Here is a 26,750-nt window from a genome sequence, read left to right on the forward strand (position 1 = left end):
AGTCGGGTCAGGCGCGCAGTTTTTTGCCGAGGATGTTCATGAAGCGGTCCACTTCGGCTTCGCTGTTGAGCAAACCCGGCGCGGTCCGGATCACCGGCCCGACATCGCGGCTGACTGCGTCGCAGATCACCCGGTTTTGCATCAGATAAGCGGCAGCTTCGTCGCTGTCCTGGCCCTTGATCCGGAAGAAAGTGAAGCCGGCGGAAAACTGCGCATCGAGCGGGGTCACCAGTTCGATGTTGCGGTGCTCCTGCAAGCGTTGCTTGAGGTAACTGTTGAGCTGATGAATGCGCGTCTGCACCTCGGCCTTGCCCAGTTGCAGGTGCAACTTGAAGGCTTCGTCCAGCGCCCAGCGATGTTCGAAGGCGTGGTAGCCGCCCGGGGTCATGATGGTCGAGAAGGCTGTGGCCTCGGAGAAGGTCGGCACGCTGGGGCTGACGTATTTCAGTTCTTCGGTGCGGCTGCAGACGATGCCGGTGCCCCGTGGGCCGAACATCCACTTGTGCGTGCCGGCGATGAAAAAATCGCAGTTCATCTGCGGGAAACTCAGGTCGTCGACGCCGAAACCGTGCACGCCATCAACCACGTAGATCAGCCGATCCTGGTCGTCGCGCTGGCGGTTGTGCTCATCGACCAGTCGCGAGATCTCGCTGATCGGCAGCTTCACGCCGCTGCCCGAATGCACCCAGGTCATGCCCAGGACGCGGGTCTCGGGGCGAATGTTGCGATTGATGGTATCGAGCACCTGATCCAGAGAAATGCGCTGCGGGGTTTTGAACAGCTTGAGTTTGCGCACGCGCGTGCCGTCGCGACGGCTGCGAAAATCGAGGATGTTGCGCGTCGAATAATGCTCGTGAACCGTGGTGAGAATTTCCTGATCCGCGCGCACCTGCACACTGCCGTAGATCATCGCCAGGCCTTCGGTGGTGCTGCCGGTCAGGGCGATCTGCGCCGGTTTGGCTTGCAGATACTGGCCGGCCCAGTGGCGCACGTTTTCTTCGCGTTTCTCGGTGACGCCCAGATCCCAATCCATCGCCAGACCCGGATTCAGATCCAGCGCTGCGCGATGGCGTTCGATCGCTTCGCGCACCGGTTTGGGATGTGAGGTGACGAGGAAATTGGCGAAGTGAATCGCCTGAGGATCCTGATCGAACATTTGACGCAACTGCGCCCATTTGTCCCGCGACGCAGTCGGCACGGCCGCGACGGCCGCCGGTGCAGTCAGGCTGGCGCCCAGGGGCAGGGCGGCGGCGAGCAGGCCGGCCTGCTTGAGAAAAGTGCGACGATCGGTCATGGCCGAGCCACCTCCTGGCGTGACGCCAGCGCCGGTTTCGCGGCTTTTTGTACCTGATCCCAGACGCGCATGAAGTTGCCGCCCCAGAGCTTGGCGATGTCCGCTTCGGAGTAGCCGCGCTGCAGCAGTTCGGCGGTGACGTTGCGGATTTCGCCGACGTTTTCCCAGCCCTTGATGCCGCCGCCATCGTTGAAGTCAGAAGCAATGCCGACGTGGTCGATACCGATCTTGCGCACCGTGTAATCGATGGCGTCGCCGAAGTCCTTGAGAGTGGCTTTCGGTTCTTCTTCGAGGATCGCGTAGAGGCCGCTGGCGTACTGGCCGAGCTTCTGCTCCGACCAGGCGGTGATGATCGGATCGCCCGGCATCAGCGCCATGGCCAGATCAGGCAGTGGCGGCAGATCGAAGCGCGCACGCAGCGCATTGAGTTTGTCCTGCGTGCCCTGAGTCAGGGGTTTGAGGTACTGCGAGAAAGCGACCACTTGCACCACGCCGCCACTGTTCTTGATCAGTCGCAGTTCTTTGTCGCTGAGGTTGCGCGGGATATCCACCGCCGCCCGGGGCGCCGAATGCGAGGCCACCAGCGGTGTGCGGCTCAGTTCGGCGACTTGCTCGAGGGCTTTGGTCGACATCTGCGACACGTCGATGATCACGCCCAGATCGTTCAAGCGCTGCACCGCTTGTTTGCCGATATCCGAGAGACCATCAAGGGCGTCGGGCGAATCATTGAAAAACGGCAGCGGCCGCGACGAGTCGGCCCAGCTGTTGTTGCCGATGTAACTGAAACCGAACATGCGCATGCCGCGCCCGGCCCACAGGTCGAGCTTGCTCAGATCATTGCCCAGCGGGTAGGCGTTGAGCATGCTGATGAAAATCGCAAACTTGCCTTCGCCGTGCAGACGGCGGAAATCATCCGGTGTGTAGGCGATGCCGGCCTGATTGGGAAAGTCGCGGACAATCCCGGAAATGATCTTGTAGCGCACTTCCTGCTGGTTGCGCGCCTCTTCGACAAAACCCTCGGTCGGACGGTGAGGGGCGTTCGGGCCGTTCCACATTTCCGGCCAGCCGAACACCGTCAATGCTGCGCCGGACAAGCGTCCGCGATTGGCCTTGACCAGGTCGAACTGGCCCGAGCCATCCTTGTCGGCTTCGTGATCGTGGCTGCCGAAACTCAGCGGCACGGTGATGTGGCTGTCGAACGACAGCAGGCGATCCTGCAACTCGCTCGCCTGTTTCATCACCTTCACCGGGTAGCCGGGGTTGTTCAGGTAATCCCAGGCCAGAAATCCTGCGCCGGCACTGATCGCCAGGGCCAGCGGCAGGCCGATGAATAGAGCCTTTTTCCAACGCGGTTTTGTCATTGCCATCTCATTCAGGTTCGCCGTCGAGGTGCAGGCGCAGGGGCCTTTGCTATCTGGGAAGAACGAGTGGCTGCACGGCTAATTTAGGTGTGCGTTACAAATGCCCGGCAGCGGCGCGGGTGATGATTGCCGGCGGCGTAAATTTCCGCGCCGAGCAAACGTTCTAGCTTGGATAAAGCCTGCTTCATGGCTGACACAGGTAGGGCAATGACGATCTCTCGACGCTGGTTCATGGCGGGCATGGCACTCACGGGCGCCGCGCTGCCTGCCGCTTTTTATGCACATCGTGAACTGACTCGCGAGGAGTTTCCGATCACCCCGGGCGAGGCCACGGTCGATCTGGCGGACACCGCCGGGCAACAGCTGGCGGACAATTTGCGTGGGGTCTGGGACATTCGCTTTACCGGTGCGGCGGCAGGGCTTGATGGTCTGCCGGCGCAAGGCCTGGAGCTGTTTCTAGACATTGCCCATCGTGGGCGCGGCTTGCGTGGTTATCTCGACACCGGCGCGAATCTGCGTGCCGAAGGGCCTGTGCGTTATCAAGTCATTGGCGATCTGGCACCGGGCAACGGCGCCGAGATGTATTGGCGCCTGCTGCGCACCGATGCGCCACTTGCGCCGCCGGTGTATGAATTCAAAGTCAAACTGGATGAAGTCTGGGCGGCGTTCGGCAATGCCGGCAGCGCCACGTTCACCGGGCAAGTGCTGCGTCTGGACCGGCCGTTGGCGTTGCCCGAGCAGGACAATCAGTTCATCGCTATCAAGCGGCGTTTTCCCGAGGCCCGTGAACGCACCGGGCTTAATCCGCAACTGTTGGCCTGGCTGGTGGCGCCCGAGCATCGGTTGTTCCACCAGCTCTGGCACGCCACCCGCGACAAGTGGCACAAGCTCTCGGAGAAAAAACGCGAAGCCTTGCGCGGCATCGGCTGGCAGCCCGGGCCACGTGACAAGGAGCGCGATGCCCGTGGGCCAAGCAAGGATCGCAATGGCTCGGGCGTGGATTTTTTCTTTATGCACCGGCACATGCTCGGCATCGCCCGCTCGATGCAGGATTTGCCTTCCTGGCCGGCGTTCCCGCAGCCGCAGCCTGAGCTGGAGCGGGACCGACAGGGCTTCGCCCGCTATTTCGACAATCACGACGGCAATTCCCTGCCGCCGACCTGGCTGGCCGAGGGCGATGACGAGTACACCAAGTGGGTCAGCGACATCAAAGCGGCGGAGACCTTCCAGAGCAATTTCCTGGTATGGGAATCGCAGTACCGTGACCCGCGCTACTTATCGAAATTGACCCTTGGCAAGTTCGGTTCGGAAGTCGAACTGGGCCTGCACGACTGGCTTCACATGCGCTGGGCCTCGGTGGCGCGTGATCCGTCCAATGACATTCCGGTGCCGATGGCGCGCGATCAGGCGGACTTCGCCGCGCGCTGGTATGCGCCGGAAAACGACTTTCTCGGCGACCCTTTTTCCTCCCATGTGAATCCGGTGTTCTGGCGCTTTCATGGCTGGATCGATGATCGCCTGGAAGACTGGTTCCGCGCCCACGAGCGTTTTCACCCCGGCGAAGTGACACGTCTGCACGTCAACGGCGTGCCATGGTTTGCACCGGGGCGCTGGGTGGAAGTCGCCGACCCCTGGCTCGGCCCCGACACCCACGGCTGCAGCACCGTGCCCGGCCTGCAAGTCGGACGTTCAGTGGAGATGGACCCGGAAACCATGAAACTGGCCCTACGCATCACCTTCGGCGACGAAGACAACATGACCGAGCTGTTCCGCAAGGTGCCACAGCGCCCGTGGTATGCGCGGCATCTGAAGGTCAAGGGCCGGCAGCTTTAGAGTCGTTTCAACACACACTCTGACTTGGTCGCAATCCCTTGCAGGCTCACTCCTACAGAAAAGCAAGATCAAAAGATCGCAGCCTTCGGCAGCTCCTACAGGGGGGGGCTTTGTTGTGCCGTAAATTGTGATCTGTGCGCAGTTCCATTGTGGGAGCGGGCTTGCTCGCGAAGACGCCAGTCCAGTCGACGCATCTCCGTCAGATCGCCTCCCAGCCACCGCCCAAGGCTTTGTACAAGGCAATGCTCGCCTGCAACCGCGACAGGCGCAGTTGCACGTTCAGGTCTTGCGCCGCATACAGGGTGCGCTGGGTTTGCAGCACGATGAGCAGGTCTTCGGCGCCGGCCTGGTAGCGGCTCTGGGCGATGTCGAAGGCGGTTTGTGCCTGGTGCAGTTCTTCGCTTTGCCATTGCCGTTGTTCGTCAAGGCCGCGAATGCTGCTGAGGGCTTTTTCGACGTCGGCGAAGCCGTTGATAATCGCGCCGCGATAGGTCTCCAGCAGTTCGTCCTGACGAGCCTTGGCCTTGTCGCGTTCGGCGCTGAGGCGGCCATTGTTGAAAATCGGCGCGGTCAGCCCCGACGACAGGTTGTAGAACGTCGTGCGCAGCAGGTCGGCGGCGAGGTCGGCGCCGCTGCCGAGGCTGGCGGTCAGGGTGATCTTCGGCAGCATCGCCGCGCGGGCGACGGTGACATCAGCCTGGGCCGCCGCCAGTTTGGCCTCGGCACTGGCGATGTCCGGACGACGGCTGAGCAAGTCGCTCGGCACGCCACTGGCGATGTCCGGCCAGTGCAATTGGGCGAAGGATTGCTCGGGCAGTGGTAACGCTTGCACCGGTTGGCCGAGCAGCGCGGCGAGGCTGATCAGCGCTTCACGCGCCTGTTGTTGCACCAGTGGCAGGCGACGCTGTTGTTCGGCTACCAAGCTTTTCTGCTGGGCCAGTTCCAGCGCGGTGGCGCTGCCGGCGTCGAAACGGGTCTGCACCAGGTGCAGCACATTCTGCGCATTGGCCAGATTGAGTTCGGCAATGCGCGCCTGTTCTCTCAAGGCCAGGGCTTGGGTGTAACTGTTGGCGACGCCGCTGAGCAAGGTCAGCTCGACGGTGGCGCGGTCGAACTCGCTGGCCTGCACGCCGAACACGGCACTGTCGCGGGCGGCACGCTTACCGCCCCAGAAATCGACTTCGTAGCTGGCGCTGAGCTCGGCATCGTAATAGTCCAGCGAGCGATTCTCCGGGCTGACATCCAATTGGCTGTAGCCCTTGCCGTGGATCAGTTTCTGCCGGTTGGCATTCAGCCCGGCCTTGAGTTCGGGCAGCAGCGGGGCGCCGGCGATGGTTGCGCTGGCCTCGGCCTGTCTGACCCGCGCCACGGCGGCGGCGAGGTCGTAGCTGCCCAGCCGCGCCTGTTCCACCAGCCGCTCCAGCTCGGGGCTGCCGAATTGCGTCCACCATTGCCGATTGCTGTGCAGCGCGACGTGGCTGTCGGCGGACTGCCACGCGCTCGGTGGCTGCACGCCGCTGTCGAGGCGCGGCGCCGGGCTGCTGCAGGCCGCCAGCAACAGGCTGGCGGCGAGAAATGTCAGTCGCACTTTCATAGATCGATCATTCACTGGTAAGGGCCGTGACCGGGTCGAGCCGGGCAGCTTTGCGGGCCGGCATGAAGCCGAAAATGACACCGGTGACCAGCGCACAGGCAAACGCGCCGACCACTGCCAGCGCTTGAAAGGCGATCGCGACGCCGCTGAGCAACAACACGCCGCCAACCAGCAGCGCCAGGCCGATTCCGGCGATACCGCCGACCACCGACAGCATCAGCGCTTCGGTGAGAAACTGCCGCAGGATGTCGCGCTGCCGTGCGCCGGTGGCCATGCGAATACCGATCTCGCGGGTGCGCTCACGCACGGTCATGAGCATGATGTTCATCACGCCGATACCGCCGACCAGCAGGGAAATCGCCGCAATCGCCCCCAGCATCAGCGACAGCGTGCCTTGCGTGCGCGCTTCGGCCTGGATCATCGCGGCATTGTTGGTCAGCTCGAAATCCTTCTTGCCGTGGTGCCGACGCAGCATTGCCTGTTCGATGGCCTGTTCGGCGTCCTTGACCTTGCGCGCATCCTTGGCCGCGATCACCACGTATTGCGGGTTGCGACTGCCGAACAGGCGCATGCTCGCCGCCGAATAGGGCACGGCGATGCGGTTGTCGCTGTCGGAGTCGCCGGAGCTGGCGCCTTTTTCGGCGAGCACGCCAAGGATCTGGAACGGCACGTTTTCGATGAGGATGTATTGACCGATCGGGTCGGCGACATCCTTGAGCAATTTGTCGCGAACCTTGGTGCCGATTACCGCGACAGCGGCGGCGCTGTCCTCGTCGGCCTGGGTGAAGTAGCTGCCCTGGGTCACCGGCCAATTGAAGATCACGGGGAAGTTGGTGTCGTTGCCGCCGACGTAACTGCTGTGGTCGGCGTTGCCAAACCGCACACCGGCGGTCGAGCCATTGACCGGCATGATCCGCTCCACCTGGGGCAGGGCAGACAGCTCGGCGACGTCGTCGAGGGTGATGATGCCCTCCGGTGTGCGTGGATTCGGCGCCGAGCCGCTGAGGTAGATGATGTTGGAACCGAACGCGCCCATTTGCGCCATGACCTGACGCTTGCTGCCTTCGCCGACGGCGAGCATGACCACCACTGACGCCACGCCAATGATGATGCCCAGCAGCGTCAGCGCCGTGCGGAAGCGGTTGATCCACATCACTCGCCACGCCGCTTGCACGGCGTCGATCAATTCACCTTTCCAGGCGCCGGTCTGGCTGCTGCCGTTGTTCAGGCGCTGGCGCAGATCAACCGCTTGCAACGCGCCGGGATTGACCACAGGCGGCGCGCAGGCCTGCTCGGCGCTGTCACTGATGATCAGGCCGTCGCGGATTTCGATGATGCGTTTGGCTCGCTGCGCCACTTCCCGGTCGTGGGTGATGAGGATCACCACGTGGCCCTGATCGGCGAGTTCGTCAAGCAGGGTCATGACCTCGGCGCCGCTGTGGCTGTCGAGGGCGCCGGTGGGTTCGTCGGCGAGGATGATGTGGCCGCCGTTCATCAGCGCGCGGGCAATCGACACCCGCTGTTGCTGACCACCGGAAAGTTGATGCGGACGGTTGCCGGTGCGAGTGCCGAGCCCAAGACGTTGCAGCAGCGCCAAGGCGCGGGCATGCCGCTCGGCGGCCGGGGTGCCGGCGTAGATGGCCGGCATCTCGACATTTTCCTGGGCTGAGCCGGAGGGGATCAGGTGGTAGCCCTGAAAGACAAAACCGAACGCTTCGCGGCGCAGCCAGGCCAATTCATCGCTGTCCAGCTGCGCGACATTTTCCCCGGCGAACAGATACTCGCCGCTGGTGGGGCGGTCGAGGCAACCAAGAATGTTCATCAGCGTCGATTTGCCCGAACCGGAGGCGCCGACGATGGCGACGAACTCGCCGGCGTGGATCGACAGATCGATCCCGCGCAGCACTTCCACCAGCGGGCTGTCATCACCGCCGTAGGCTTTGCGGATCTGCCGCAGGTCGATCAGGGGCGTGTGCATTCAGCCTCCGTGACCGCTGGCCGGGGCGCTGAGAATATGCTCGCCCTCGGCCAGACCTTCCAGCACCTGAGTGCGCAGGCGGTCGCTGATACCGGTGCGTACGTCCCGCGCCTGAATATCACCGTTGGCGGCGACGATCTGCGCCCGCTGCCACTGCGGACGCGAGCCCGGTTGCAGGGCAGCAGTCGGCACGGTCAGGGTGTCTTGCGCCTGTTCGGCGACGAAGAACACCTGGGCGGTCATGTCGGTCATCAGGCTGTGATCGGCGTTATCGACATCAAGCAGCACGGTGTACAACACCACCCGTTCGCTGCCGCTGCGACCACCGGTGGGACTGCCGCCCTGATTTTGCTCGAGCGGGCGCGGCGGCACCGGCAAAATCTGCCGCACGGTGCTGCTCCAGCGCCGGGTGCCGCCGCTGAGGGTGGTGAAGTAGGCAGTCATGCCGGGTTTGACGTGGCCGATGTCGGCCTCTGAAACCTCGGCCCACACCGTCATCGGCGACAGCCGGGCAATGCGCAGGATCAGCGGGGTCTGTTGTTGCGCGTTGAGGGTCTGGCCTTCGCGCGCACCGACGGCGACCACGGTCCCGCTCATTGGCGCGTAGATGCGCGTGTAACCGAGTTCCGCCTCGTCACTGCGCAGGCTGGCCTGAGCCTGGCGGATCTGCGCCTGGAACATGTCGATGCGCGCCTGGGTTGCGCGAACCTCGGCGCGGGCGGTCTGCACATCCTCTTCGCGCGTGGCGCCACCGGCGGCGAGTTTCTGTTGGCGCTGGTATTTCTGCTGCGCCAGATCGTGCTGCGCGCGCTGCTCCTGCAGCTGCGCCTTGAGGTTTTCGATGGAAAAGCGCCCGGCATCGAGCTTGGCTTTCTGTGTCGACGGGTCGATTTCCACCAGCAACTGGCCTTCCTTGACCGTATCGCCAGCCTCGACGTGAATCTTCTGAATCTGCCCCGAAGCCTGTGCGCCGACATCCACGTAGCGGCGCGGCTGCAAGGTGCCGAGCGCCGTCACGCTGTTTTCGATATCGCCCCGGCTGACCTGCACAGTGGCAACGGCGTCGCGACCCGGTGGCAACACTTGCCAGGCAGCAACAGCGATCACGGGAATCAGACAAAGGGCGGCGAACAGCGCGCGACGGGCGGGGCGGGGACGATTCATGCAGGGTTCCGGCCAGTGGTTGCGGCCCGTCGCAAGGCACGACAGACACAGGGGCTGTCCTGTAAACGAGGCATGCGCCACGGAATTTAGCCGCACACACACATCGAGCTGTTGCACGCCGGGCCACCACTATTTGTCCGGTATATGGAATCAGCTCTTTAAATCTATATGAGAATTACTATAAATTACGCACCTCAAGTTGCCACTATCTTGCTACTGCGTCATTCGCAGGTCTGATCAGTGCGCTCAAGGACAGAAACGGCATCGATGCGGTCGGGAGTCATGTTGGAGAACTACTATCGTGAGCTGGTGTGTTTCCTCAACGCCAGACTGGGCAACCGTCAGGTCGCCGAGGATGTGGTGCATGACGCCTACGTACGCGTGCTGGAGCGCTCCAGCGAAGTCCCGATCGAACAACCCCGCGCCTTCCTCTATCGCACCGCGTTGAACCTGGTCATTGACGACCACCGCCGCAATGCGCTGCGTCAGGTCGAATCGCTGGACGTGCTCGATAACGAGGAGCGCTATTTCACCCCGTCACCCCACGGCACCCTTGATCACGGCCAGCGCCTGGAAATGCTCCAGCGCGCACTGGCCGAGCTGCCGCCGCTGTGCCGCGACAGTTTTCTGCTGCGCAAGATCGAAGGAATGTCCCATCCGGAAATCGCCCAGACCCTCGGCATCTCCCGGGCGCTGGTGGAAAAACACATCGTCAACGCCATGAAACATTGCCGCTTGCGCATCCAGCAATGGGATGGCCAGTGATCCGCGCCGGTTAAATTTCCTTTCATCGTCCTCGTTCCTACTCAACAGACGACCTGCTGACCTGATTCAGGCCGGTCAGGCCACCCAGGCTTTATTTCCCCGCGTTGAGGGGTTCATCCAGAGGACACTGGAAATGACACAGGCAATTGCATCGCCCATCGTTCACGACCTGATCGGCGTCGGTTTCGGCCCTTCGAACCTGGCACTGGCCATCGCTCTGCAGGAACGCGGCCGGATCCAGGGCGAGCTGGATGTGCTGTTCCTCGACAAGCAGGCCACTTACAGCTGGCACGGCAACACGTTGTCGACGCAGAGCGAGTTGCAGATTTCCTTCCTCAAGGACCTGGTGACCCTGCGCAATCCGACCAGCCCTTACTCGTTCGTCAACTACCTCAAGCACCACGGGCGTCTGGTCGATTTCATCAACCTCGGCACCTTTTATCCATGCCGCATGGAGTACAACGACTACCTGCGCTGGGTGGCCGGGCAGTTCACCGCACAGAGCCGTTATGGCGAAGAAGTGCAGTTCATCGAACCGGTATTGCACAACCAGCAGGTCGAAGCCTTGCGGGTTATTTCCCGGGGCAGCGACGGCCAGCAATTCGTGCGTACCACGCGTTCGGTGGTGGTCAGCGCTGGCGGCACACCGCGCATTCCGGAGGCGTTCAAAGCACTGAAGGGCGATCACCGGGTATTCCACCATTCGCAATACCTGTCGCAAATGGCCAGGCAGCCGTGCGTGAACAATCAGCCGATGAGCATTGCGATCATCGGTGGCGGGCAGAGCGCGGCGGAAGCTTTTATCGATCTCAACGATTCATTCCCGTCGGTGCAGGTCGACATGATCCTGCGCGGCTCGGCGTTGAAGCCTGCGGACGACAGCCCGTTCGTCAACGAAGTGTTTTCGCCGGAGTTCACCGACCTGGTGTTCCAGCAGAACAGCGTCGAGCGCGAGCGGTTGGTCAACGAGTACCACAACACCAACTATTCGGTGGTCGACATCGACTTGATCGAACGCATCTACGGCATCTTCTATCGGCAGAAGGTTTCCGGAATTGCCCGTCATGCCTTCCGCACCCTGACCACCGTCGAAAGTGCCACGGCCACGGCAAACGGTATCGAACTGGCCGTGCGCAACAACGCCACCGGCGAAGTCACGGTGCGAATCTATGACGCCGTGGTGCTGGCCACCGGTTACGAGCGGCAGATGCACCGCAAGTTGCTCGCGCCGCTGGAGGAGTACCTCGGTGAGTTCGAAGTCGATCGCAATTACAAACTGATCACTGATGAACGCTGCAAGGCCGGCATTTATATGCAGGGCTTCTGCCAGGCCAGCCATGGCCTGAGCGACACGCTGCTGTCGGTGCTGCCGATTCGTGCCGACGAAATCGCCGGCTCGCTGTATGAGCATGGCAAGCAGCGCGGGCATAGCCGCTCGGTGGCGGATTTGTTGTTGGCCACTGCCAGCTGAGTTCCGCGGCGCCTGACACACCGCCTTCGCGGGCAAGCCCGCTCCCACGATGGTTCTGTGAAGGCAGAGCAAAATGTTTTAGATCATTCCCACGCTCTGCGTGGGAATGCCTCAACGGACGCTCCGCGTTCGGCTTTTGGAAGGGACGCGGAGCGTCCCGGGCTGCATTCCCACGCAGAGCGCGGGAACGATCGCAGAGGGAATCCTGAACCCTGCCTGAACATCCCTCACATCCCCTCAAGCAGCGCTTCCAGCCATTTCGCTGCGGGCGTAAGCTGCGCGCGTTTTCATCAATTGCGGAGACCCACAGTGGGTACTTGTTCGAGTGACAGTTGTCGGCCGGTCTCGATGTCCGGCAGATTCTCGGCAAGATAACGCGCAGCCTTTTTCTCTGCCGTTGTCTCGCCGTAACAGCGAGCAGCGGCATCCCGTGCATGGCCAGTTCCGGGTCGTGCCTCGACGTCCTTCTCAACGACACTGAACCAAGCGTGCTGGCGACCTCAGTCGTCATCAGAGCTTATCGACACGCCTGTCGTGCCCGACCGGCGCGCCACGCCTTGCCGCGCCGGTTTTTCCGGTGCCAAGGCGCGGCGGTACCTGCTCGACGGTTTCCTGGCTGACCACAGGGGACACAGCCATGAAACTCACGCTCAAGGAATTTTTCGCAGGCTTTCTGCGCAGCCGCCATATCGGCCGGCACTTGCGTCGTCTGGCGCTGCTGGACTCGATCAACGACACCACAGTCAGCCGTGAAGTGCCGCCGACGCTGGCCAGCACGCTGGTCGCTGCCGCCCATGAAGACAGCGCTGCGTTGCTGTTGTCACTGGGCACCCACGGCGAGGGGCTGACCGAGGTTGAGGCTGATGCACTGCGCGCGCAACACGGCCTCAACGAAGTGGAACACGAGCAGCCGTTGCCGTGGTGGAACCATCTGTGGCACTGCTACAAAAACCCGTTCAACCTGCTGCTGACCTTGCTTGCGGTGATCTCCTGGCTGACCGAGGACCTCAAGGCTGCCGTGGTGATTTTCTCCATGGTGGTGCTGTCGACGCTGCTGCGCTTCTGGCAGGAGAGCAAATCCACTCAGGCGGCCGATGCGCTCAAGGCCATGGTCAGCAACACCGCCACCGTGCTGCGCCGGAATGCGCCGCGCCGGGAACTGCCGATCAAACAGCTGGTACCGGGCGATCTGATCGTGCTTTCGGCTGGCGACATGATTCCCGCCGATTGCCGCGTGCTCAGCGCCAAGGATCTGTTCGTCAGTCAGGCAGCAATGACCGGTGAATCGATGCCCGTGGAGAAATTCATCCATCAGGCTGATCGCGGCACACGTAACCCGCTGGAAATGGACAACATTCTGTTCATGGGTACCAACGTAGTGTCCGGTACAGCGGTGGCGGTGATTCTCACCACCGGCAACAGCACCTATTTCGGTGCGCTGGCGAAACGGGTCGGTGCGACTGACCGTGCGGTGACCTCGTTCCAGCAGGGCGTCAACAAGGTCAGCTGGCTGCTGATCCGGTTCATGTTCGTCATGGCGCCGCTGGTGCTGTTCATCAACGGTTTCACCAAGGGCGACTGGACCGAAGCGCTGCTGTTCGCACTGTCGATTGCCGTCGGCCTGACCCCGGAAATGCTGCCGATGATCGTCACTTCGACCCTGGCCAAAGGCGCCGTGTTTCTGTCGCGCAAAAAGGTCATCGTCAAACGCCTCGACGCCATCCAGAACTTCGGCGCCATGGATGTGCTGTGCACCGACAAGACCGGCACCCTGACTCAGGACAAGATCTTTTTGGCGCGTAATGTCGACGTCTGGGGTGAGGATTCTGACGCTGTGCTGGAACTGGCCTACCTCAACAGCTACTACCAGACCGGCCTGAAAAACCTGCTGGATGTCGCCGTGCTCGAACACGTGGAAGTCCATCGCGAACTGAAAGTCGGCAGCGTGTTTCGCAAGGTCGATGAGATCCCGTTCGACTTCAATCGCCGGCGCATGTCGGTGGTGGTGGAGAGCCGCGGTCAGCCCCATCAACTGATCTGCAAAGGCGCGGTGGAAGAAGTGCTGGCGGTGTGCAGCCGGGTGCGTCACGGCGAGGTCGATGAAGTCTTGAGCGATGAATTGCTGGCGCGGATTCGCCACGTCACCGGTGCTTTCAACGCCGAAGGTCTGCGCGTGGTGGCGGTCGCGGCTCGCTCAATGCCAGCAGGTCGTGAAATTTACAGTCTGGCCGATGAACAGGAGCTGACGCTGATCGGTTACGTGGCATTCCTCGATCCACCGAAGGAAAGCACCGCGCCAGCGCTCAAGGCCTTGGCCGAGCATGGCGTGGCGGTCAAGGTGCTGACCGGTGACAACGAACTGGTGACGGCGAAAATCTGCCGCGAGGTCGGCCTCGGCCAACAGGGTTTGCTGCTGGGCAATGACATTGAGCGCATGAGCGATGCCGAACTGGCCATGGCGGTCGAGACGACCAACGTCTTCGCCAGACTCACGCCGGCGCACAAAGAGCGCATCGTCGGCATTCTCAAGGGCAACGGCCATGTGGTCGGGTTCATGGGCGACGGTATCAACGACGCGCCGGCGCTGCGCAGCGCCGACATCGGCATTTCCGTGGACAGCGCGGTGGACATCGCCAAGGAAGCGGCGGACATCATCCTGTTGGAAAAAAGCCTGATGGTGCTGGAGGAGGGCGTGCTCGAAGGGCGGCGCACCTTCGCCAACATGCTCAAGTACATCAAGATGACTGCCAGCTCCAACTTCGGCAATGTGTTCTCGGTGCTGGTCGCCAGCGCGTTCATCCCGTTCCTGCCGATGCTGCCGATGCACCTGCTGGTGCAGAACCTGCTCTACGATATTTCGCAGATCGCCATTCCGTTCGATAACGTCGACGACGAGATGCTGAAACAGCCGCAGCGCTGGCAGCCGGCTGACGTCGGGCGCTTCATGCTGTTCTTCGGCCCGATCAGTTCGATCTTCGACGTCACGACGTTCGCCTTGATGTGGTACGTGTTCGACGCCAACACCCCGGATCACCAGACGCTGTTCCAGTCCGGCTGGTTCGTGGTCGGTCTGCTGACCCAGACGCTGATCGTGCACATGATCCGCACGCCGAAGATCCCGTTCCTGCAAAGCCGCGCCGCGATGCCGCTGCTGGTGATGACGGCGATTATCATGGCAGTCGGCATCTTCCTGCCGATGGGGCCGCTGGCGCATTACTTCAAACTGCAGGCGCTGCCGTCGCTGTATTTTGTGTTTTTGCCGCTGATTCTGTTGGCGTACATGGCCCTGACCCAGGCGGTGAAAGGCTTCTACATTCGCCGGTTTGGCTGGCAATAACGGCCCTGGAGCGCATTCACCTGTGGTAGCGAGACTGCTCGCTCCCGCAGGGGACAGGGTTGCGTCAGCGCGGTGGGATGTAGGGATGCCCGGATAAATCACCTGATATTTAGGAAAAGTCCTACAGAGCTATCCACGGCGCTTGCGTAGTCTTGCCTCCCCCAAAACCTTACCGGGAGAATGACCATGAGCAACAAAGCGTTGCGCATCCTGATCGCCGACCCGCAGCATTTTCATCGCATGAAAATCGAGCGCCTGTTCAACGCGCTCGCCTATTACCGCGTGGCCCCGGTGCAGAATCTCGACGAATTGTTGACACTGGTCGACTACGGCTGCGAGCCGTTCGATATGCTGGTGATCAATGCCGAACTGGCGGCGGGCTCCCTGGATCTGCTGGGTTTTCTGCTTGATAACCCACAGGTTCGCCACGCTCTGATCTACAACGAACCGTCCGCGCCGTGGCAGGCAAGTGCGGGGTTTGCCCAGGAAAACGTGCAGATCAGCCCGGTGCCATTGCCCAATTCACAACTCATCGGGCAAGTGATGGCAAGGGTCGAGGCCTCTGGCGACTGCCAGGCAATGCCTGACTCGCATTGGTCGTTGCGCCATGCCAATGCATAAAAGACCGGTGCGCCCAACTGTCAGAGCTGACAAGTGATTCTCTTGCTCATCCAGGTCGCAGCGCCAGCGCGGCCACCGATTTCGGCACCGGCTGTTGCGGTGTCTTTCACGATTGTGCGGGAGCGAAAATGAAGTCAGCGCTGATCGTCGATGATCATCCAGTAGTGCGCGCGGCTATTCGAATCGTCCTGCAGGCTCAAGGCTTCAGCCAGATTCATGAAGCGTCCAATGGTAACGAAGTCGTGCCGTTGATCTGCGCGCATGATCCGCACCTGGTCGTGCTCGATCTGGGGCTGGGGTCCATGGACGGGTTGGAAGTACTGACACGAATCCAGATCAAGGCGCCGACGGCGCGCTGTCGGGTTCTGGTGTTCAGCATGCATGAGCCTACGCATTACCAGGAGCGTTGCCTGCGTGCCGGCGCGAGGGGCTACGTAACCAAGAGCAATCAACTGACGCTGCTGCACGAAGCCATCAAGGCGCTGATGTCCGGCCACACTTATTTCTCCGCGTTGCCCAATAACAGCGGTCTGTACAACGCCATGCAACGCACTGAAAAGGAGCTGATTGCTCAGCTTTCCGATCGTGAATTATGCATTTTCGTGCAGTTGGCGCTGGGCAAGCCGAACAAGGCCATCGCCCAGGAGATGCACCTGAGTCACAAGACCGTCAGCACCTACAAGACCCGCATGATGGCGAAACTTTGCCTGGGTTCACTGGTGCTTCTGCGTGAATTCGCCAAGCGCAATCACTTGATTTGAGTGCCCAAGACATGACGCACGGGCTGCGGATTTTATCGCTGTGGCTGGGGCTTGTTGCCTCGGTCTGGGCGAATGATCAGCCGCAGACGCTTGAGGTGCTGGCGCGCCTCGAACCGGGGAGTATTCAGGTCCGCCTCGATGATCGGGAACGCCAGTGGCTGCGAGAGCACCCCGTCTTGCGCATGGGCATCTCCGGCCCTGATTACCCACCCTTCGAGATCACCCGCAATCAGCATGAGCTGGAAGGGCTGACGGCCGATTACGCCGATCTGCTCGCGCAACTGCTCGGCATCCGGATTGAAGTGCGGCGTTTCGCCGATCGGCCCGCATTGATGGCGGCGCTCAAGCGCGCCGATGTCGATTTGCTGGGTACATCGAACAGTTTCGAAGCGGCGGATCCGGCGTTCATTCTGTCGCGGCCATACGCTGAAGATCAGCCGATGCTCGTCACGCGCCACCATGAGAAACTGCCCGCCAACCTGGCGGCCAAACGCATCGCTGTGGTCGCAGATTACCTGCCGCTCGCCCATATTCAGGCGTTTTACCCCGCCGCCCACGTTCAAGTTTATGCGTCGGCAATGGATGCACTCGGCGCGGTCGCCTTCGGTGCCGACGATGTGTACCTGGGCGACTTCATCAGCGCCTGTTATCTGATCAACACCAACTATCGCAACGACCTGCAACTGGCCGGGCCGTCGGGGCTTGACGCCAACGCCTTCGCTTTTGCGTTGTTGCGCAGCGACGTGATGCTCAAACGCATCGTCGACAAGGCATTGTCGGCCCTGCCCATGGAGCGTCGTCATCTGATCGAACAGCGCTGGAATGTCGGCCGCGCCGAGATGGCCGAACAGTCTCGAGTGCAACTCAGCGCCGCGGAGCAGCGATGGCTGGACCAGCATCCAGTGGTGCGGGTGGGCGCCGTTGAAGATTTCGCACCGTTGGCTTTTTTCGATGCCGACGGACGCTTCAATGGGCTGTCAGCGCAATTGCTGAGCCTGATTGCGCAGCGCAGCGGCCTCAATTTCGAGATCGTGCGCGGCTCCTCGCTGAACGATCAATTCGAGCAACTGCAGGCCGGTGAGCTCGATGTTCTGCCATCGGTGACGCCGAGTACCGAGCGTGAAGCGCAGCTGCGATTCACCCGCGCCTATCTGAGCAATCCGTTCGTGCTGGTAAGCGCGGCGAACGGGCAAGCTCCGCTGTCGCTCGACGAACTGGCGGGCAAACGCCTGGCCATCTACCGCGGCCACCCATTGCGTGATTACCTGCTGCATCGCGTGCCCGGTCTGCATCTGGTCGAGGTCAAAAGCCCTGCCGAAGGCATGGCGCTGATTGCCAAAGGACAGGTCGACGTGACGGTGAGCTCGTTGCTGGTGGCGCGTTTTCTCATAGCCCGGCAGTATCGCGACCGTCTGCGAATCACCGGCACCGTTGGCGATCAGCCGGCGCGCATCGCTTTGGCCACGGCGCCGCAATCGGCATTGCTGCACTCGATCCTGAACAAGGCGTTGCTGAGCATTGCGCCGCAGCAAACGGATGAACTTGCCGAGCGCTGGAGCCACGATCTGGTGGTCGAAGACAGCTACTGGCTGCGCCACCGTCAGGAGATAATGCTTGGTTTCGCCGGCGCAGTTGCCTTGCTCGTGCTGGCAATGCTCTGGATCGGCTGGCAGCGCCGGCAGATTCATCAGCGTCAGCAATGGCTGTTGCAACTGCAGCAGGCCAAGGACGCGGCGGACGAAGCCAATCGGGCCAAGAGCACTTTTCTGGCAACCATGAGCCATGAGATCCGCACGCCGATGAACGCTTTGATCGGCGCGCTCGAGCTGGCCCTCGAGCGCGCAGAAGAAGGCGTCACCGACCGACTGGCAATTCAATTGGCATCGAATGCCGGCCAGCAATTGTTGGCGTTGATTGGCGACATCCTGGATATCGCGCGCATCGAGTCCGGGCATTTGTCCCTCGCACCCGAACGAGCCAATCTACGCGACACGGTGTCATCGGTATGCCGAGTATTTGAAGGGCTGGCGCAGCAGAAGCGTTTGTTGTGGCGCATCGCACTTGATCCGCGCGCCAATGCGGATGTGCTCATCGATCCGACGCGTTTCAAGCAGGTGCTGTCAAACCTGTTGAGCAATGCGATCAAATTCACGGAAGCGGGAGAGGTGAGCTTACGGCTGCAGATGGTTGCGATATCGCACGAGCAAGTGAATGTGCAGGTGTTGATCGAAGACAGCGGCATTGGCATCAGCGCAGAGGATCAAGAACGGCTGTTCAATCCGTTCGTTCAAGCGAGCAATAGTTCACAAGCAGCGCGCAGCGGGTCCGGCCTTGGCCTGGTGATCAGCCGCAACCTCTGCGCAATGATGGGTGGCATGCTGCGCCTCGACAGTGACCTGGGACAAGGCACGCGAGTGGAAATCAACCTGCGGTTGCCCCTGCTGAGCGCGATGACGGCCACACCGGTATCGCCCGACGTGACGCCCGTTGCCCGTGTATTGGACGTGTTGGTGGTGGACGATTATCCGGTCAACCGCTTGCTGATGGGCTGGCAACTGAGCGAGCTGGGACATCGCACGGTAGACGCTGGCGATGGTGAGCAGGGGCTGGAACGCTGGCGCACGCAGGCCTTCGATGTGGTGATCACCGACTGCAACATGCCGCGACGCAACGGCTATGAATTGGCGCAGGCGATTCGCAACGAAGAAGCCGCCAGCGGCCGCAGACCCTGTCTGATCCTGGGTTTTACTGCCAATGCGCAGGTCGAGGAGCGCTTGCGCTGTCTGGATGCTGGCATGGACGGCTGTCTGTTCAAACCGATTCGCTTGCATGATCTGGCTGAAGCCTTGAATGGCGCTCGCGGCTGCGAGCCTTACGAAGATGAATCGCCGGGCGTTGAGCTTGATCTGAGTGCTCTGGAACAGATGGTCGGGGCCGATCACTCGTTGATCGAACGCTTGCGCAAGCAAGTCGGCAACAGCCTGCGCGACGATCTGCACACTCTGGATCATTTGCAGGCGGGCGACCGCGAAGGCTTGCGCGAGTTGACCCATCGCATCAGGGGCGGTGCGCAAATGGTCGGCGCGGCGCGAATTGTGGCCGCGTGTGCAGCTCTGGAAACGGCGTGCCGGGACAGTGAAAACGCGGTGGTCGACGGTGCCATCGACGAGTTGCGCAAAGTCATGCACGGCCTCGCCCGAAGTCTCTGAACAAATGCCGTCACCTGCTCGTGAAGCACGCATTGCCAGCACTGTTCTGTAAATGGAACACTCAAGCCGATTTTGACCATCTAGTCGAATATTCGATATGCCTTTAGGCTTAATCCAATGCAATCACCCATTGGAGACCCCATGAAAAACATCATCGGCATCTACACCAGCCCGCGCGGCCATTGGGTCGGCGACGGTTTCCCGGTGCGCACCCTGTTTTCCTACGACAACCTGGGCAAGCACATCAGCCCGTTCCTGCTGCTCGATCACGCAGGTCCCGCCGAATTCACCCCGACCACTGAACAGCGTGGCGTCGGCCAGCACCCGCACCGTGGTTTCGAAACCGTCACCATCGTCTACGACGGCGAAGTGCAACACCGCGACTCCACCGGCAGCGGCGGCACCATCGGCCCGGGCGACGTGCAATGGATGACGGCAGCGTCCGGCATCCTTCATGAGGAATTTCACTCGGAAAACTTCGCAAAAACCGGCGGCAAGCTGGAAATGGTCCAGCTGTGGGTCAACTTGCCGGCCAAGGACAAAATGGCCGCGCCGGGGTACCAGACGATTCTCGACCGTGACATTCCGAACGTCGCGCTCAAGGATGGCGCCGGCAGCCTGCGTCTGATCGCCGGTGAATTCGATGGGCACACCGGACCGTCGCGGACGTTCACGCCCATCGACGTCTGGGATCTGCGCCTCAACGCCGACAAGCTGCTGACGCTTGATCTGCACGAAGGACGCAACACCGCACTAGTCGTGTTGAAAGGTTCGGTACAGGTCAACGGCGCGGAGTCGGTGGGAGTAGGGCAGTTGGCGCTGTTCGAACGCGACGGTGATCGCCTCACACTGCAAGCGAGCGAAGACGCGGTGGTGTTACTGCTCAGCGGCGAGCCGATCGACGAACCGATCGTCGGCCATGGCCCGTTTGTGATGAACACCGAGGAGGAAATCCACCAGGCCTTCGCCGACTTCCAGTCCGGCCGCTTTGGCCGGATGCACCCTTAACGCAAAACACCCTGTAGGAGCTGCCGAAGGCTGCGATCTTTTGATCTGATCGTTCCCACGCTCTGCGTGGGAATGCAGCCGGGGACGCTCCGCGTCCCATAGCCTCAAGATCGCAGCCTTCGGCAGCCCCTACAGGGTTTCGCAGTGTTTTCAGGCAGCGGTTCATCCGCTCAAATCAATTGCTCCTACACTGTGCCAATCTGTGCGATCTTCTCGCGATTGGCCTTTTTCGGAGTTGTTTGATGCTGTCTCTGCTGACCGAACACCCGTTGTTTTGCGCATTGATCCTGATTCTGCTCGATCTGGGCCTGTGGCGGCTGATCAGCTCCCGCGGCAGTGAATGGAAGTTGCTGGTGCGGGTGCTGATCTTCGCCCTGTTCAGCATCGTTCTGTTCAACGAAGGCCTCAACCCGCTGGAGCCGGCGCCCTGGGCCGACAATGTGCCGCTGCATCTGGCGGCGACCGGGTTGCAGATCGGTTGGTGGCTGTTCGGCGCGCGCACGCTGACGGTGTTGATCGGCGCGGTGATGATGCAACGGGTCGGCCACACCGGTCGCCTGTTGCAGGACTTGCTCGGCGCGGTGATTTTCCTCATCGCGATCATTGCGGCGCTGGCCTACGTTCTGGATTTGCCGGTCAAAGGCGTGCTGGCGACTTCCGGCGCGTTGGCGATCATTGTCGGCCTGGCCCTGCAGAGCACTTTAAGCGATGTGTTTTCCGGCATCGTCCTCAACACCACCAAGCCCTATCAGCTCGATGACTGGATTTCGATCGACGGCACCGAGGGCCGCGTCACCGACATCGACTGGCGCGCCACGCGTCTGCAGACCAGTCAGGGCAGCATGGCGGTGATTCCCAACTCGCTGGCGGCCAAGGCCAAAATCATCAACTTCAGTCGGCCAAGCAACATGTTTGGCGTGTCGATCAGCGTGCCCGTCAGCCCCCATGCCCGGCCCAGCTCGGTGATCGAAGCACTGGAGCGGGCGATGCAAGGGTGTCGGCAATTGCTCGACACGCCCGCGCCGAGCGTGTCGTTGAAGAGTTCTGCCAGCGGCGGCGCGGAATACGAGATCAGCGGGTTTGTCGCTTCGATGGGCGAGAAGCGCGTGGTGCGCAATCAGTTGTTTGATCTGGCCTACCGACATTTGCAGGCCTGCGGGGTCAATCTGCTGTCGAGCAACGAAACCATCGCCGCGCCGCAGTTATCGCGGCCACGGGCACTGCTGGAAAGCTCACCGATTTTCTCGACGCTACGCGAGGAAGAAAAAGACACCTTCAGCCAGAACATGACCCTGCAAACCTTCCGTGCCGGGGACACGATTCTGGCGGGCGGTGAAGTCAGCGATCATTTGTTCATCATTGAATCCGGTGTGGTCTCGGTGACGCTCAAACGCCACGGTACACCACTGGAGTCCGGGCGAATGGGGCCGGGAGAGGTGATCGGCGAGGCCGGAATACTTTCCGATACTGCGCTGCCGGCGGATTTTTCGGCGAAGACGTTCTGCGCCCTGTATCGCATCGAGAAGTCGTACCTGAAACCCTGCCTGGATGCGCGTCATGACATTCACGATGCGATGCAGGCGTTGCTCGATTTCCGCTTGCACAAGGCGCAGTCGCTGACTGAGGACGCGCCAGTCGTTGCGCCGAAAAAAGGCTTCCTGCAGTGGCTGCGTCATCGCGTCTGAGCCACGCCGTCGGCATTCGATGCAACCTGCGCGGCGCTCTCAGGGTCACAATTTCTAATCCCACCGGGCAGGAGTTGCGGACGATGAAAAACCTGCGAATCGCCACCTTCAATGTCAACGGCATGCGCGCGCGATTGCCGAATCTGCTGGAATGGCTCAAGCGCGAACAACCGGACATCGCGTGCCTGCAAGAGCTTAAATCAGTGGACAGCGCATTTCCCGCCGCTGAACTGGAAGCCGCCGGTTACGGCGCGATCTGGCAGGGCCAGGCATCATGGAATGGCGTGGCGATTCTGGCGCGCGATGCGCAGCCGCTGGAGAGTCGACGCGGTTTGCCGGGTGATGCCGATGACACGCACAGCCGCTATATCGAAGCGGCGGTGCACGGCGTGCTGGTCGGTTGCCTGTATCTGCCCAACGGTAACCCGCAACCGGGCCCCAAATTCGATTACAAACTGGCCTGGTTCGAACGCCTGATCAGCTATGCCAAAGATCTGCAGAGCAGCGATCACCCGGTGGTGCTGGCCGGTGACTTCAATGTCGTGCCTACCGACATGGACATCTACAACACCCGTTCCTGGCTCAAGGATGCCTTGTTGCAACCCGAAAGCCGCGAGTGCTACCAGCGCTTGCTGGATCAGGGCTGGATTGATTCCCTGCGCCACGTGTATCCCGAAGAGCGCATCTATACCTTCTGGGATTACTTCCGCAATCATTGGCAAACCAACTCCGGCCTGCGCATCGACCATCTGCTGCTCAACCCGGCACTGAGTCCGTACCTGCACGACGCCGGGGTCGACGCCTGGGTACGCAACGAGCCGCACGCCAGTGACCATGCGCCAACGTGGATTCGTATCGGCTCGCGGAAAAAACGCTGAGCGGGCGATTGGCGAAATCAATTGTCGAACGCCGTGCCCGATCCCGTATACAGGGCAACATCCTCGCAGTGTTCTGCGGCCCTATGCATAAGGATCGAGCAATGAGCGCGCCACAGCTGACCAATACCAATCTGTACCTGCAACGGCTGGGTTTCGATGCGCCGCCGCCACCTACGCTGGAAACCTTGCGTCAGTTGCAACTGCGCCATACCGCCGAGTTTGTGTTCGAGAATCTCGCGACGGTCAGTGGTGAGCCGGTGTTGATCGACCTTGCGTCCATCGAAGAAAAACTCCTGCGCAGTGGTCGCGGCGGCTATTGCTACGAACTCAATTACTTGTTCTTCGCGCTGTTGCTGGAATTGGGGTTCGACGCGCGGGCGATCAGCGGGCGCGTGGTGATGAATCAACCCGAAGGCAGCTGGACGGCGCGAACCCATCGTTTGAGTCTGGTGACCATCGACCAAGCGCGTTACATCACCGACGTCGGCTTCGGCGGCATGGTGCCCACCGCGCCGCTGTTGCTCGACAGTGAAGATGAGCAACCAACCCCGCACGAACCCTACCGCATCGACAAACAAATGGATGGCTACCTGCTGCGCGCGAAAGTCGCGGGCGAGTGGCGGCCAATGTACCTGTTCGATTTGCAGCGCCAGGAAGACATCGATTACACCGTCGGCAACTGGTACGTCTCGACCCATCCCGAGTCACCTTTTGCGCATCGTTTGATGGTTGCACGCACCGGCAATGGTTGGCGCAAGACCCTGAACAACGGCAGTTTTGCCATTCATCACATGGGCGCCGACAGTGAGCGGCGCGAGGTGGCGGACGTCGACGAGCTTGTTGAATTGCTGCGGCGTGAGTTTGACCTTGAGATGCCTGATTCACCGCGTGTACGACAAGCGCTGGCCCCGGTAATAGCGCCATTATCGGTCTAAGGCTTTACGTCAGGCACCAGCACGCGACGGATCTCCCCGCTGGCAAAAAGAACGCGACTGCACCGTCGGTCGCCGTGAACGCTTCAGCCTGGTGGGCACTGGCGCGCACGCAGCGGGAATGTGTTGCCGGATCTGTTGGGGCAAGAAGTGCCGGCTAGAAGGTTGGATGGCTACCTAACCATTATGTGACTGACAAGTTGTATACAACTCTATGGACATTTGTCCTGAGTATTGAATACAGTGTGCGCATAACAAAAACCAGGGAACCCCCCACCATGAAAACGCCCCATGTTTCACACCAACGGCCCGAGGACGAAAACCTCGGGGTCGGCGCGAATATGGCTTACGGCCTGCAACATGTTCTGACCATGTACGGCGGTATCGTTGCGGTGCCACTGATCATTGGCCAGGCGGCCGGTTTGTCGCCGGCGGACATTGGTCTGTTGATTGCTGCTTCATTGTTTGCGGGGGGGCTGGCGACACTGCTGCAAACCCTGGGTCTGCCGTTTTTCGGCTGTCAGTTGCCGCTGGTTCAGGGCGTATCGTTCTCCGGCGTGGCGACCATGGTCGCGATCGTCAGCAGCGGCGGGGAGGGCGGTTTCCAATCGGTGCTGGGTGCGGTGATTGCCGCCTCGTTGATCGGTTTGCTGATCACGCCGGTGTTCTCACGCATCACCAAGTTCTTCCCGCCGCTGGTCACCGGTATTGTGATCACCACCATCGGCCTGACGCTGATGCCTGTTGCCGCACGCTGGGCAATGGGCGGCAACAGCCACGCGCCGGATTTCGGCAGCATGCAAAACATCGGTCTGGCGGCGGTCACGCTGGTGCTGGTGTTGCTGCTGAGCAAGGTTGGCAGTGCAACCATTTCGCGCCTGTCGATCCTGTTGGCCATGGTGATCGGCACCGTGCTGGCGGTATTCCTCGGCATGGCTGATTTCTCCAGCGTCACCACCGGTCCGATGTTCGGCTTCCCCACACCGTTTCACTTCGGCATGCCAACCTTCCACTTCGCTGCAATCCTGTCGATGTGCATCGTGGTCATGGTGACGCTGGTGGAAACCTCGGCGGATATTCTGGCGGTTGGCGAGATCATCGACACCAAGGTCGACTCCAAGCGCCTGGGCAATGGCCTGCGTGCCGACATGCTGTCGAGCATGTTTGCGCCGATCTTCGGTTCGTTTACGCAAAGTGCTTTCGCGCAGAACGTCGGACTGGTGGCGGTGACCGGCATCAAGAGCCGTTTCGTGGTTGCCACCGGCGGCCTGTTCCTGGTGGTTCTGGGGCTGCTGCCGTTCATGGGGCGGGTGATCGCCGCTGTGCCGACTTCGGTTCTGGGCGGCGCCGGTATTGTGCTGTTCGGCACGGTGGCGGCGAGCGGCATTCGCACGTTGTCGAAGGTGGATTACCGCAACAACGTCAACCTGATCATCGTTGCCACCTCGATCGGTTTCGGCATGATCCCGATCGCCGCGCCGAACTTCTACGATCAATTCCCGAGCTGGTTCGCAACGATTTTCCATTCGGGTATCAGTTCATCGGCAATCATGGCGATCCTGCTCAACCTGGCTTTCAACCACTTCACGGCCGGCAACTCGGATCAGCAGTCCGTGTTCGCCGCAGCGGAAGAGCGCACTCTGCGTTATCGCGATCTGGCCGCGCTGCGTGAGGGCGATTACTTCAGCGACGGCAAGCTGCATGACTGCGATGGCAAGGAGGTACCGGTGATCGAACCGGATGACCACGACCTCGGGCAGGGCGCGCCGAAGGTGCAGGTGAAGAGCAGCGAACATGTCTGACCGCTGCGTCTGAATCAGAAAAGGCCGACCTGCCCGTGCAGATCGGCCTTTTCTGTATTTTTCGAGCGCCCACAAAAAAGCCCCTGAACCTTTCGATTCAGGGGCTTTGCTATTTGGCTCCACAACCTGGACTCGAACCAGGGACCCAGTGATTAACAGTCACTTGCTCTACCAACTGAGCTATTGCGGAATTGGTGCGTATGTTACTGATTCAAAAAGAGAAGTCAAGCGCCAGTTGGCAACTTTTGCGAATCGTCGGGACGGGCGGCATTTTGTCAGCGATTGGCGGTTACCAGAATGACCCCAGAGGTCTACCATGGCAGCCCGGAAGTGGTCACACGCGCTGCCGGCCATTCGCCGCAAAGGTACGCGCCATGACTCAAATCACTCGCAACACCCAGGTGCTCGCATGAGCACCACACAAATCAGCCTGCCCAAAGGGATCGGCCCGCACGCCGAAAAACTCTTCGATGCAATCGCGGGAGCCAGTACCGCCGAAGCGTTGAACCGGGCGGGCGGCAAGGCTGAAGGATTCGTCCTCGGTCTGGAAAGCAGCAAAGCGATCAAGAGCCAGGTCGCCGAATCGCTGTATGTGATTTACGACGATGCCGCCACTCAGCGCTCGGCCGAACTGGCTTAACTGCCGAAGGTGATCGTGCCGAGCATCAGCTTGGCATAGGCTGCCGTCGCTGCCAGTTGCACCAGCCACAGGGCCAGACCACCGAGGAATACCCCGGTGGCGACTTGCAACACCAGGCTCTTTTCACGCTTGGCCGGAGCGCGCGGGATGAAATCATCCAGGTCGTCACGGTCGGCGCGCAGGTTGTCGTTTTTCATGTGGGTTCTCTTCAAAAATTTCGTGTGTACACAAAACCGGTAGGAGCTGCGGAACGCTGCGATCTTTTGATCTTGATCTTAGAAACAAGATCAAAAGATCGCAGCCTCGTTGCACTCGTCAGCTCCTACACTTTGGATTGTGTGCAGTCTAGAGGTTGCAAGGCGTTTTCCGGGACAAATAAAAACGGGAAGCCCAAAGGCTTCCCGTTTTTCATCAGGC

General features: G+C 61.0%; 20 protein-coding genes and 1 tRNA gene. 13 read left to right on the forward strand and 8 right to left on the reverse strand.

All coding sequences use genetic code 11. The features are described 5' to 3' along the window. Positions 1 to 7: 7 nt before the first annotated feature. Together ACIGDJ_RS10415 and pvdM are read right to left on the reverse strand one after the other, a co-directional pair. On the reverse strand, positions 8 to 1,294 hold the full coding sequence (locus ACIGDJ_RS10415; protein WP_313004577.1) for an aminotransferase class V-fold PLP-dependent enzyme: 1,287 nt from the start codon (positions 1,292 to 1,294) through the stop codon (positions 8 to 10). Next, entirely contained in the window at positions 1,291 to 2,655 is a 1,365-nt protein-coding gene (gene pvdM / locus ACIGDJ_RS10420; protein ID WP_313004582.1) for a pyoverdine-tailoring dipeptidase-like protein PvdM, read from the reverse strand. The genes ACIGDJ_RS10415 and pvdM overlap by 4 nt, the downstream gene beginning before the upstream one ends. A gap of 207 nt (positions 2,656 to 2,862) precedes the next feature. Here pvdM and ACIGDJ_RS10425 point away from each other — a divergent pair, with 207 nt between their 5' ends. Continuing rightward, positions 2,863 to 4,488, forward strand: a complete 1,626-nt coding sequence (locus ACIGDJ_RS10425) for a PvdJ/PvdD/PvdP-like protein (RefSeq protein WP_397479060.1) — start codon at positions 2,863 to 2,865, stop codon at positions 4,486 to 4,488. A 199-nt stretch (positions 4,489 to 4,687) separates the two neighbouring features. On the opposite strand, the gene ACIGDJ_RS10430 is transcribed toward ACIGDJ_RS10425, so the two are convergent. Genes ACIGDJ_RS10430 through ACIGDJ_RS10440 form a run of 3 tightly spaced genes read right to left on the reverse strand, consistent with a single transcriptional unit; the run spans position 4,688 to position 9,224 of the window. Beyond that, positions 4,688 to 6,082, reverse strand: a complete 1,395-nt coding sequence (locus ACIGDJ_RS10430; protein WP_313004588.1) for an efflux transporter outer membrane subunit — start codon at positions 6,080 to 6,082, stop codon at positions 4,688 to 4,690. A 7-nt stretch (positions 6,083 to 6,089) separates the two neighbouring features. Then, complete coding sequence (locus tag ACIGDJ_RS10435; protein WP_101160084.1) at positions 6,090 to 8,060, reverse strand: MacB family efflux pump subunit; 1,971 nt, start codon at positions 8,058 to 8,060, stop codon at positions 6,090 to 6,092. Then, on the reverse strand, positions 8,061 to 9,224 hold the full coding sequence (locus tag ACIGDJ_RS10440) for an efflux RND transporter periplasmic adaptor subunit (RefSeq protein ID WP_313004593.1): 1,164 nt from the start codon (positions 9,222 to 9,224) through the stop codon (positions 8,061 to 8,063). Positions 9,225 to 9,506: 282 nt separating this feature from the next. Between ACIGDJ_RS10440 and ACIGDJ_RS10445 the strand changes: the two genes are divergently transcribed. Both ACIGDJ_RS10445 and ACIGDJ_RS10450 read left to right on the forward strand, forming a co-directional pair. Further along, the gene (locus ACIGDJ_RS10445; protein WP_016773904.1) at positions 9,507 to 9,989 is read left to right on the forward strand and encodes a sigma-70 family RNA polymerase sigma factor; all 483 of its coding nucleotides are present in this window, start codon (positions 9,507 to 9,509) and stop codon (positions 9,987 to 9,989) included. Positions 9,990 to 10,122: 133 nt separating this feature from the next. Further along, complete coding sequence (locus ACIGDJ_RS10450) at positions 10,123 to 11,460, forward strand: SidA/IucD/PvdA family monooxygenase (RefSeq protein ID WP_313004598.1); 1,338 nt, start codon at positions 10,123 to 10,125, stop codon at positions 11,458 to 11,460. Positions 11,461 to 11,970: 510 nt separating this feature from the next. Here ACIGDJ_RS10450 and ACIGDJ_RS10455 read toward each other — a convergent pair. Further along, positions 11,971 to 12,099, reverse strand: coding sequence for a hypothetical protein (locus ACIGDJ_RS10455; RefSeq protein ID WP_256589877.1), 129 nt, complete (start codon positions 12,097 to 12,099; stop codon positions 11,971 to 11,973). Between ACIGDJ_RS10455 and mgtA the strand changes: the two genes are divergently transcribed. The 9 genes from mgtA (at position 12,098) to ACIGDJ_RS10500 (ending at position 25,693) form a co-directional block, all read left to right on the forward strand. Further along, positions 12,098 to 14,797 carry a magnesium-translocating P-type ATPase gene (gene mgtA, locus ACIGDJ_RS10460; protein WP_397479061.1) on the forward strand — a complete coding sequence of 900 codons (2,700 nt, stop codon included), beginning with the start codon at positions 12,098 to 12,100 and terminating at the stop codon, positions 14,795 to 14,797. The two genes, ACIGDJ_RS10455 and mgtA, sit on opposite strands and share 2 nt — an antisense overlap. A 186-nt stretch (positions 14,798 to 14,983) precedes the next feature. After that, entirely contained in the window at positions 14,984 to 15,418 is a 435-nt protein-coding gene (locus ACIGDJ_RS10465; protein ID WP_101160070.1) for a chemotaxis protein CheY, read from the forward strand. A 128-nt stretch (positions 15,419 to 15,546) separates the two neighbouring features. Then, a complete protein-coding gene (locus ACIGDJ_RS10470; protein ID WP_101160067.1) occupies positions 15,547 to 16,179 on the forward strand; it encodes a response regulator transcription factor in 633 nt (210 codons plus the stop codon). Positions 16,180 to 16,190: 11 nt separating this feature from the next. Further along, on the forward strand, positions 16,191 to 19,388 hold the full coding sequence (locus ACIGDJ_RS10475; RefSeq protein WP_397479062.1) for a transporter substrate-binding domain-containing protein: 3,198 nt from the start codon (positions 16,191 to 16,193) through the stop codon (positions 19,386 to 19,388). A 141-nt stretch (positions 19,389 to 19,529) separates the two neighbouring features. Further along, positions 19,530 to 20,396 (forward strand): pirin family protein, encoded by an 867-nt coding sequence (locus tag ACIGDJ_RS10480; RefSeq protein ID WP_313004614.1) that lies wholly within the window; start codon positions 19,530 to 19,532, stop codon positions 20,394 to 20,396. Positions 20,397 to 20,638: 242 nt separating this feature from the next. Then, entirely contained in the window at positions 20,639 to 22,081 is a 1,443-nt protein-coding gene (locus ACIGDJ_RS10485; RefSeq protein ID WP_101160058.1) for a mechanosensitive ion channel family protein, read from the forward strand. 83 nt (positions 22,082 to 22,164) lie between these two features. Further along, positions 22,165 to 22,959 (forward strand): exodeoxyribonuclease III, encoded by a 795-nt coding sequence (xth, locus tag ACIGDJ_RS10490; RefSeq protein ID WP_397479063.1) that lies wholly within the window; start codon positions 22,165 to 22,167, stop codon positions 22,957 to 22,959. 101 nt (positions 22,960 to 23,060) lie between these two features. Continuing rightward, the gene (locus ACIGDJ_RS10495; RefSeq protein ID WP_397479064.1) at positions 23,061 to 23,894 is read left to right on the forward strand and encodes an arylamine N-acetyltransferase; all 834 of its coding nucleotides are present in this window, start codon (positions 23,061 to 23,063) and stop codon (positions 23,892 to 23,894) included. A 275-nt stretch (positions 23,895 to 24,169) separates the two neighbouring features. After that, complete coding sequence (locus ACIGDJ_RS10500) at positions 24,170 to 25,693, forward strand: nucleobase:cation symporter-2 family protein (protein ID WP_101160050.1); 1,524 nt, start codon at positions 24,170 to 24,172, stop codon at positions 25,691 to 25,693. Between the two features lie 114 nt (positions 25,694 to 25,807). Here ACIGDJ_RS10500 and ACIGDJ_RS10505 read toward each other — a convergent pair. Continuing rightward, positions 25,808 to 25,883 (reverse strand) — tRNA-Asn (locus ACIGDJ_RS10505). Between the two features lie 219 nt (positions 25,884 to 26,102). Here ACIGDJ_RS10505 and ACIGDJ_RS10510 point away from each other — a divergent pair. Next, a complete protein-coding gene (locus ACIGDJ_RS10510; protein WP_101160047.1) occupies positions 26,103 to 26,333 on the forward strand; it encodes a hypothetical protein in 231 nt (76 codons plus the stop codon). Here ACIGDJ_RS10510 and ACIGDJ_RS10515 read toward each other — a convergent pair. Then, positions 26,330 to 26,530: a hypothetical protein gene (locus tag ACIGDJ_RS10515; protein WP_016773917.1), complete on the reverse strand. Its 201-nt coding sequence runs from the start codon at positions 26,528 to 26,530 to the stop codon at positions 26,330 to 26,332. The genes ACIGDJ_RS10510 and ACIGDJ_RS10515 overlap by 4 nt on opposite strands. Between the last annotated feature and the right edge of the window lie 220 nt (positions 26,531 to 26,750).

The organism is Pseudomonas sp. NPDC079367, from assembly GCF_044542195.1.
Classification (GTDB): Bacteria; Pseudomonadota; Gammaproteobacteria; order Pseudomonadales; family Pseudomonadaceae; genus Aquipseudomonas.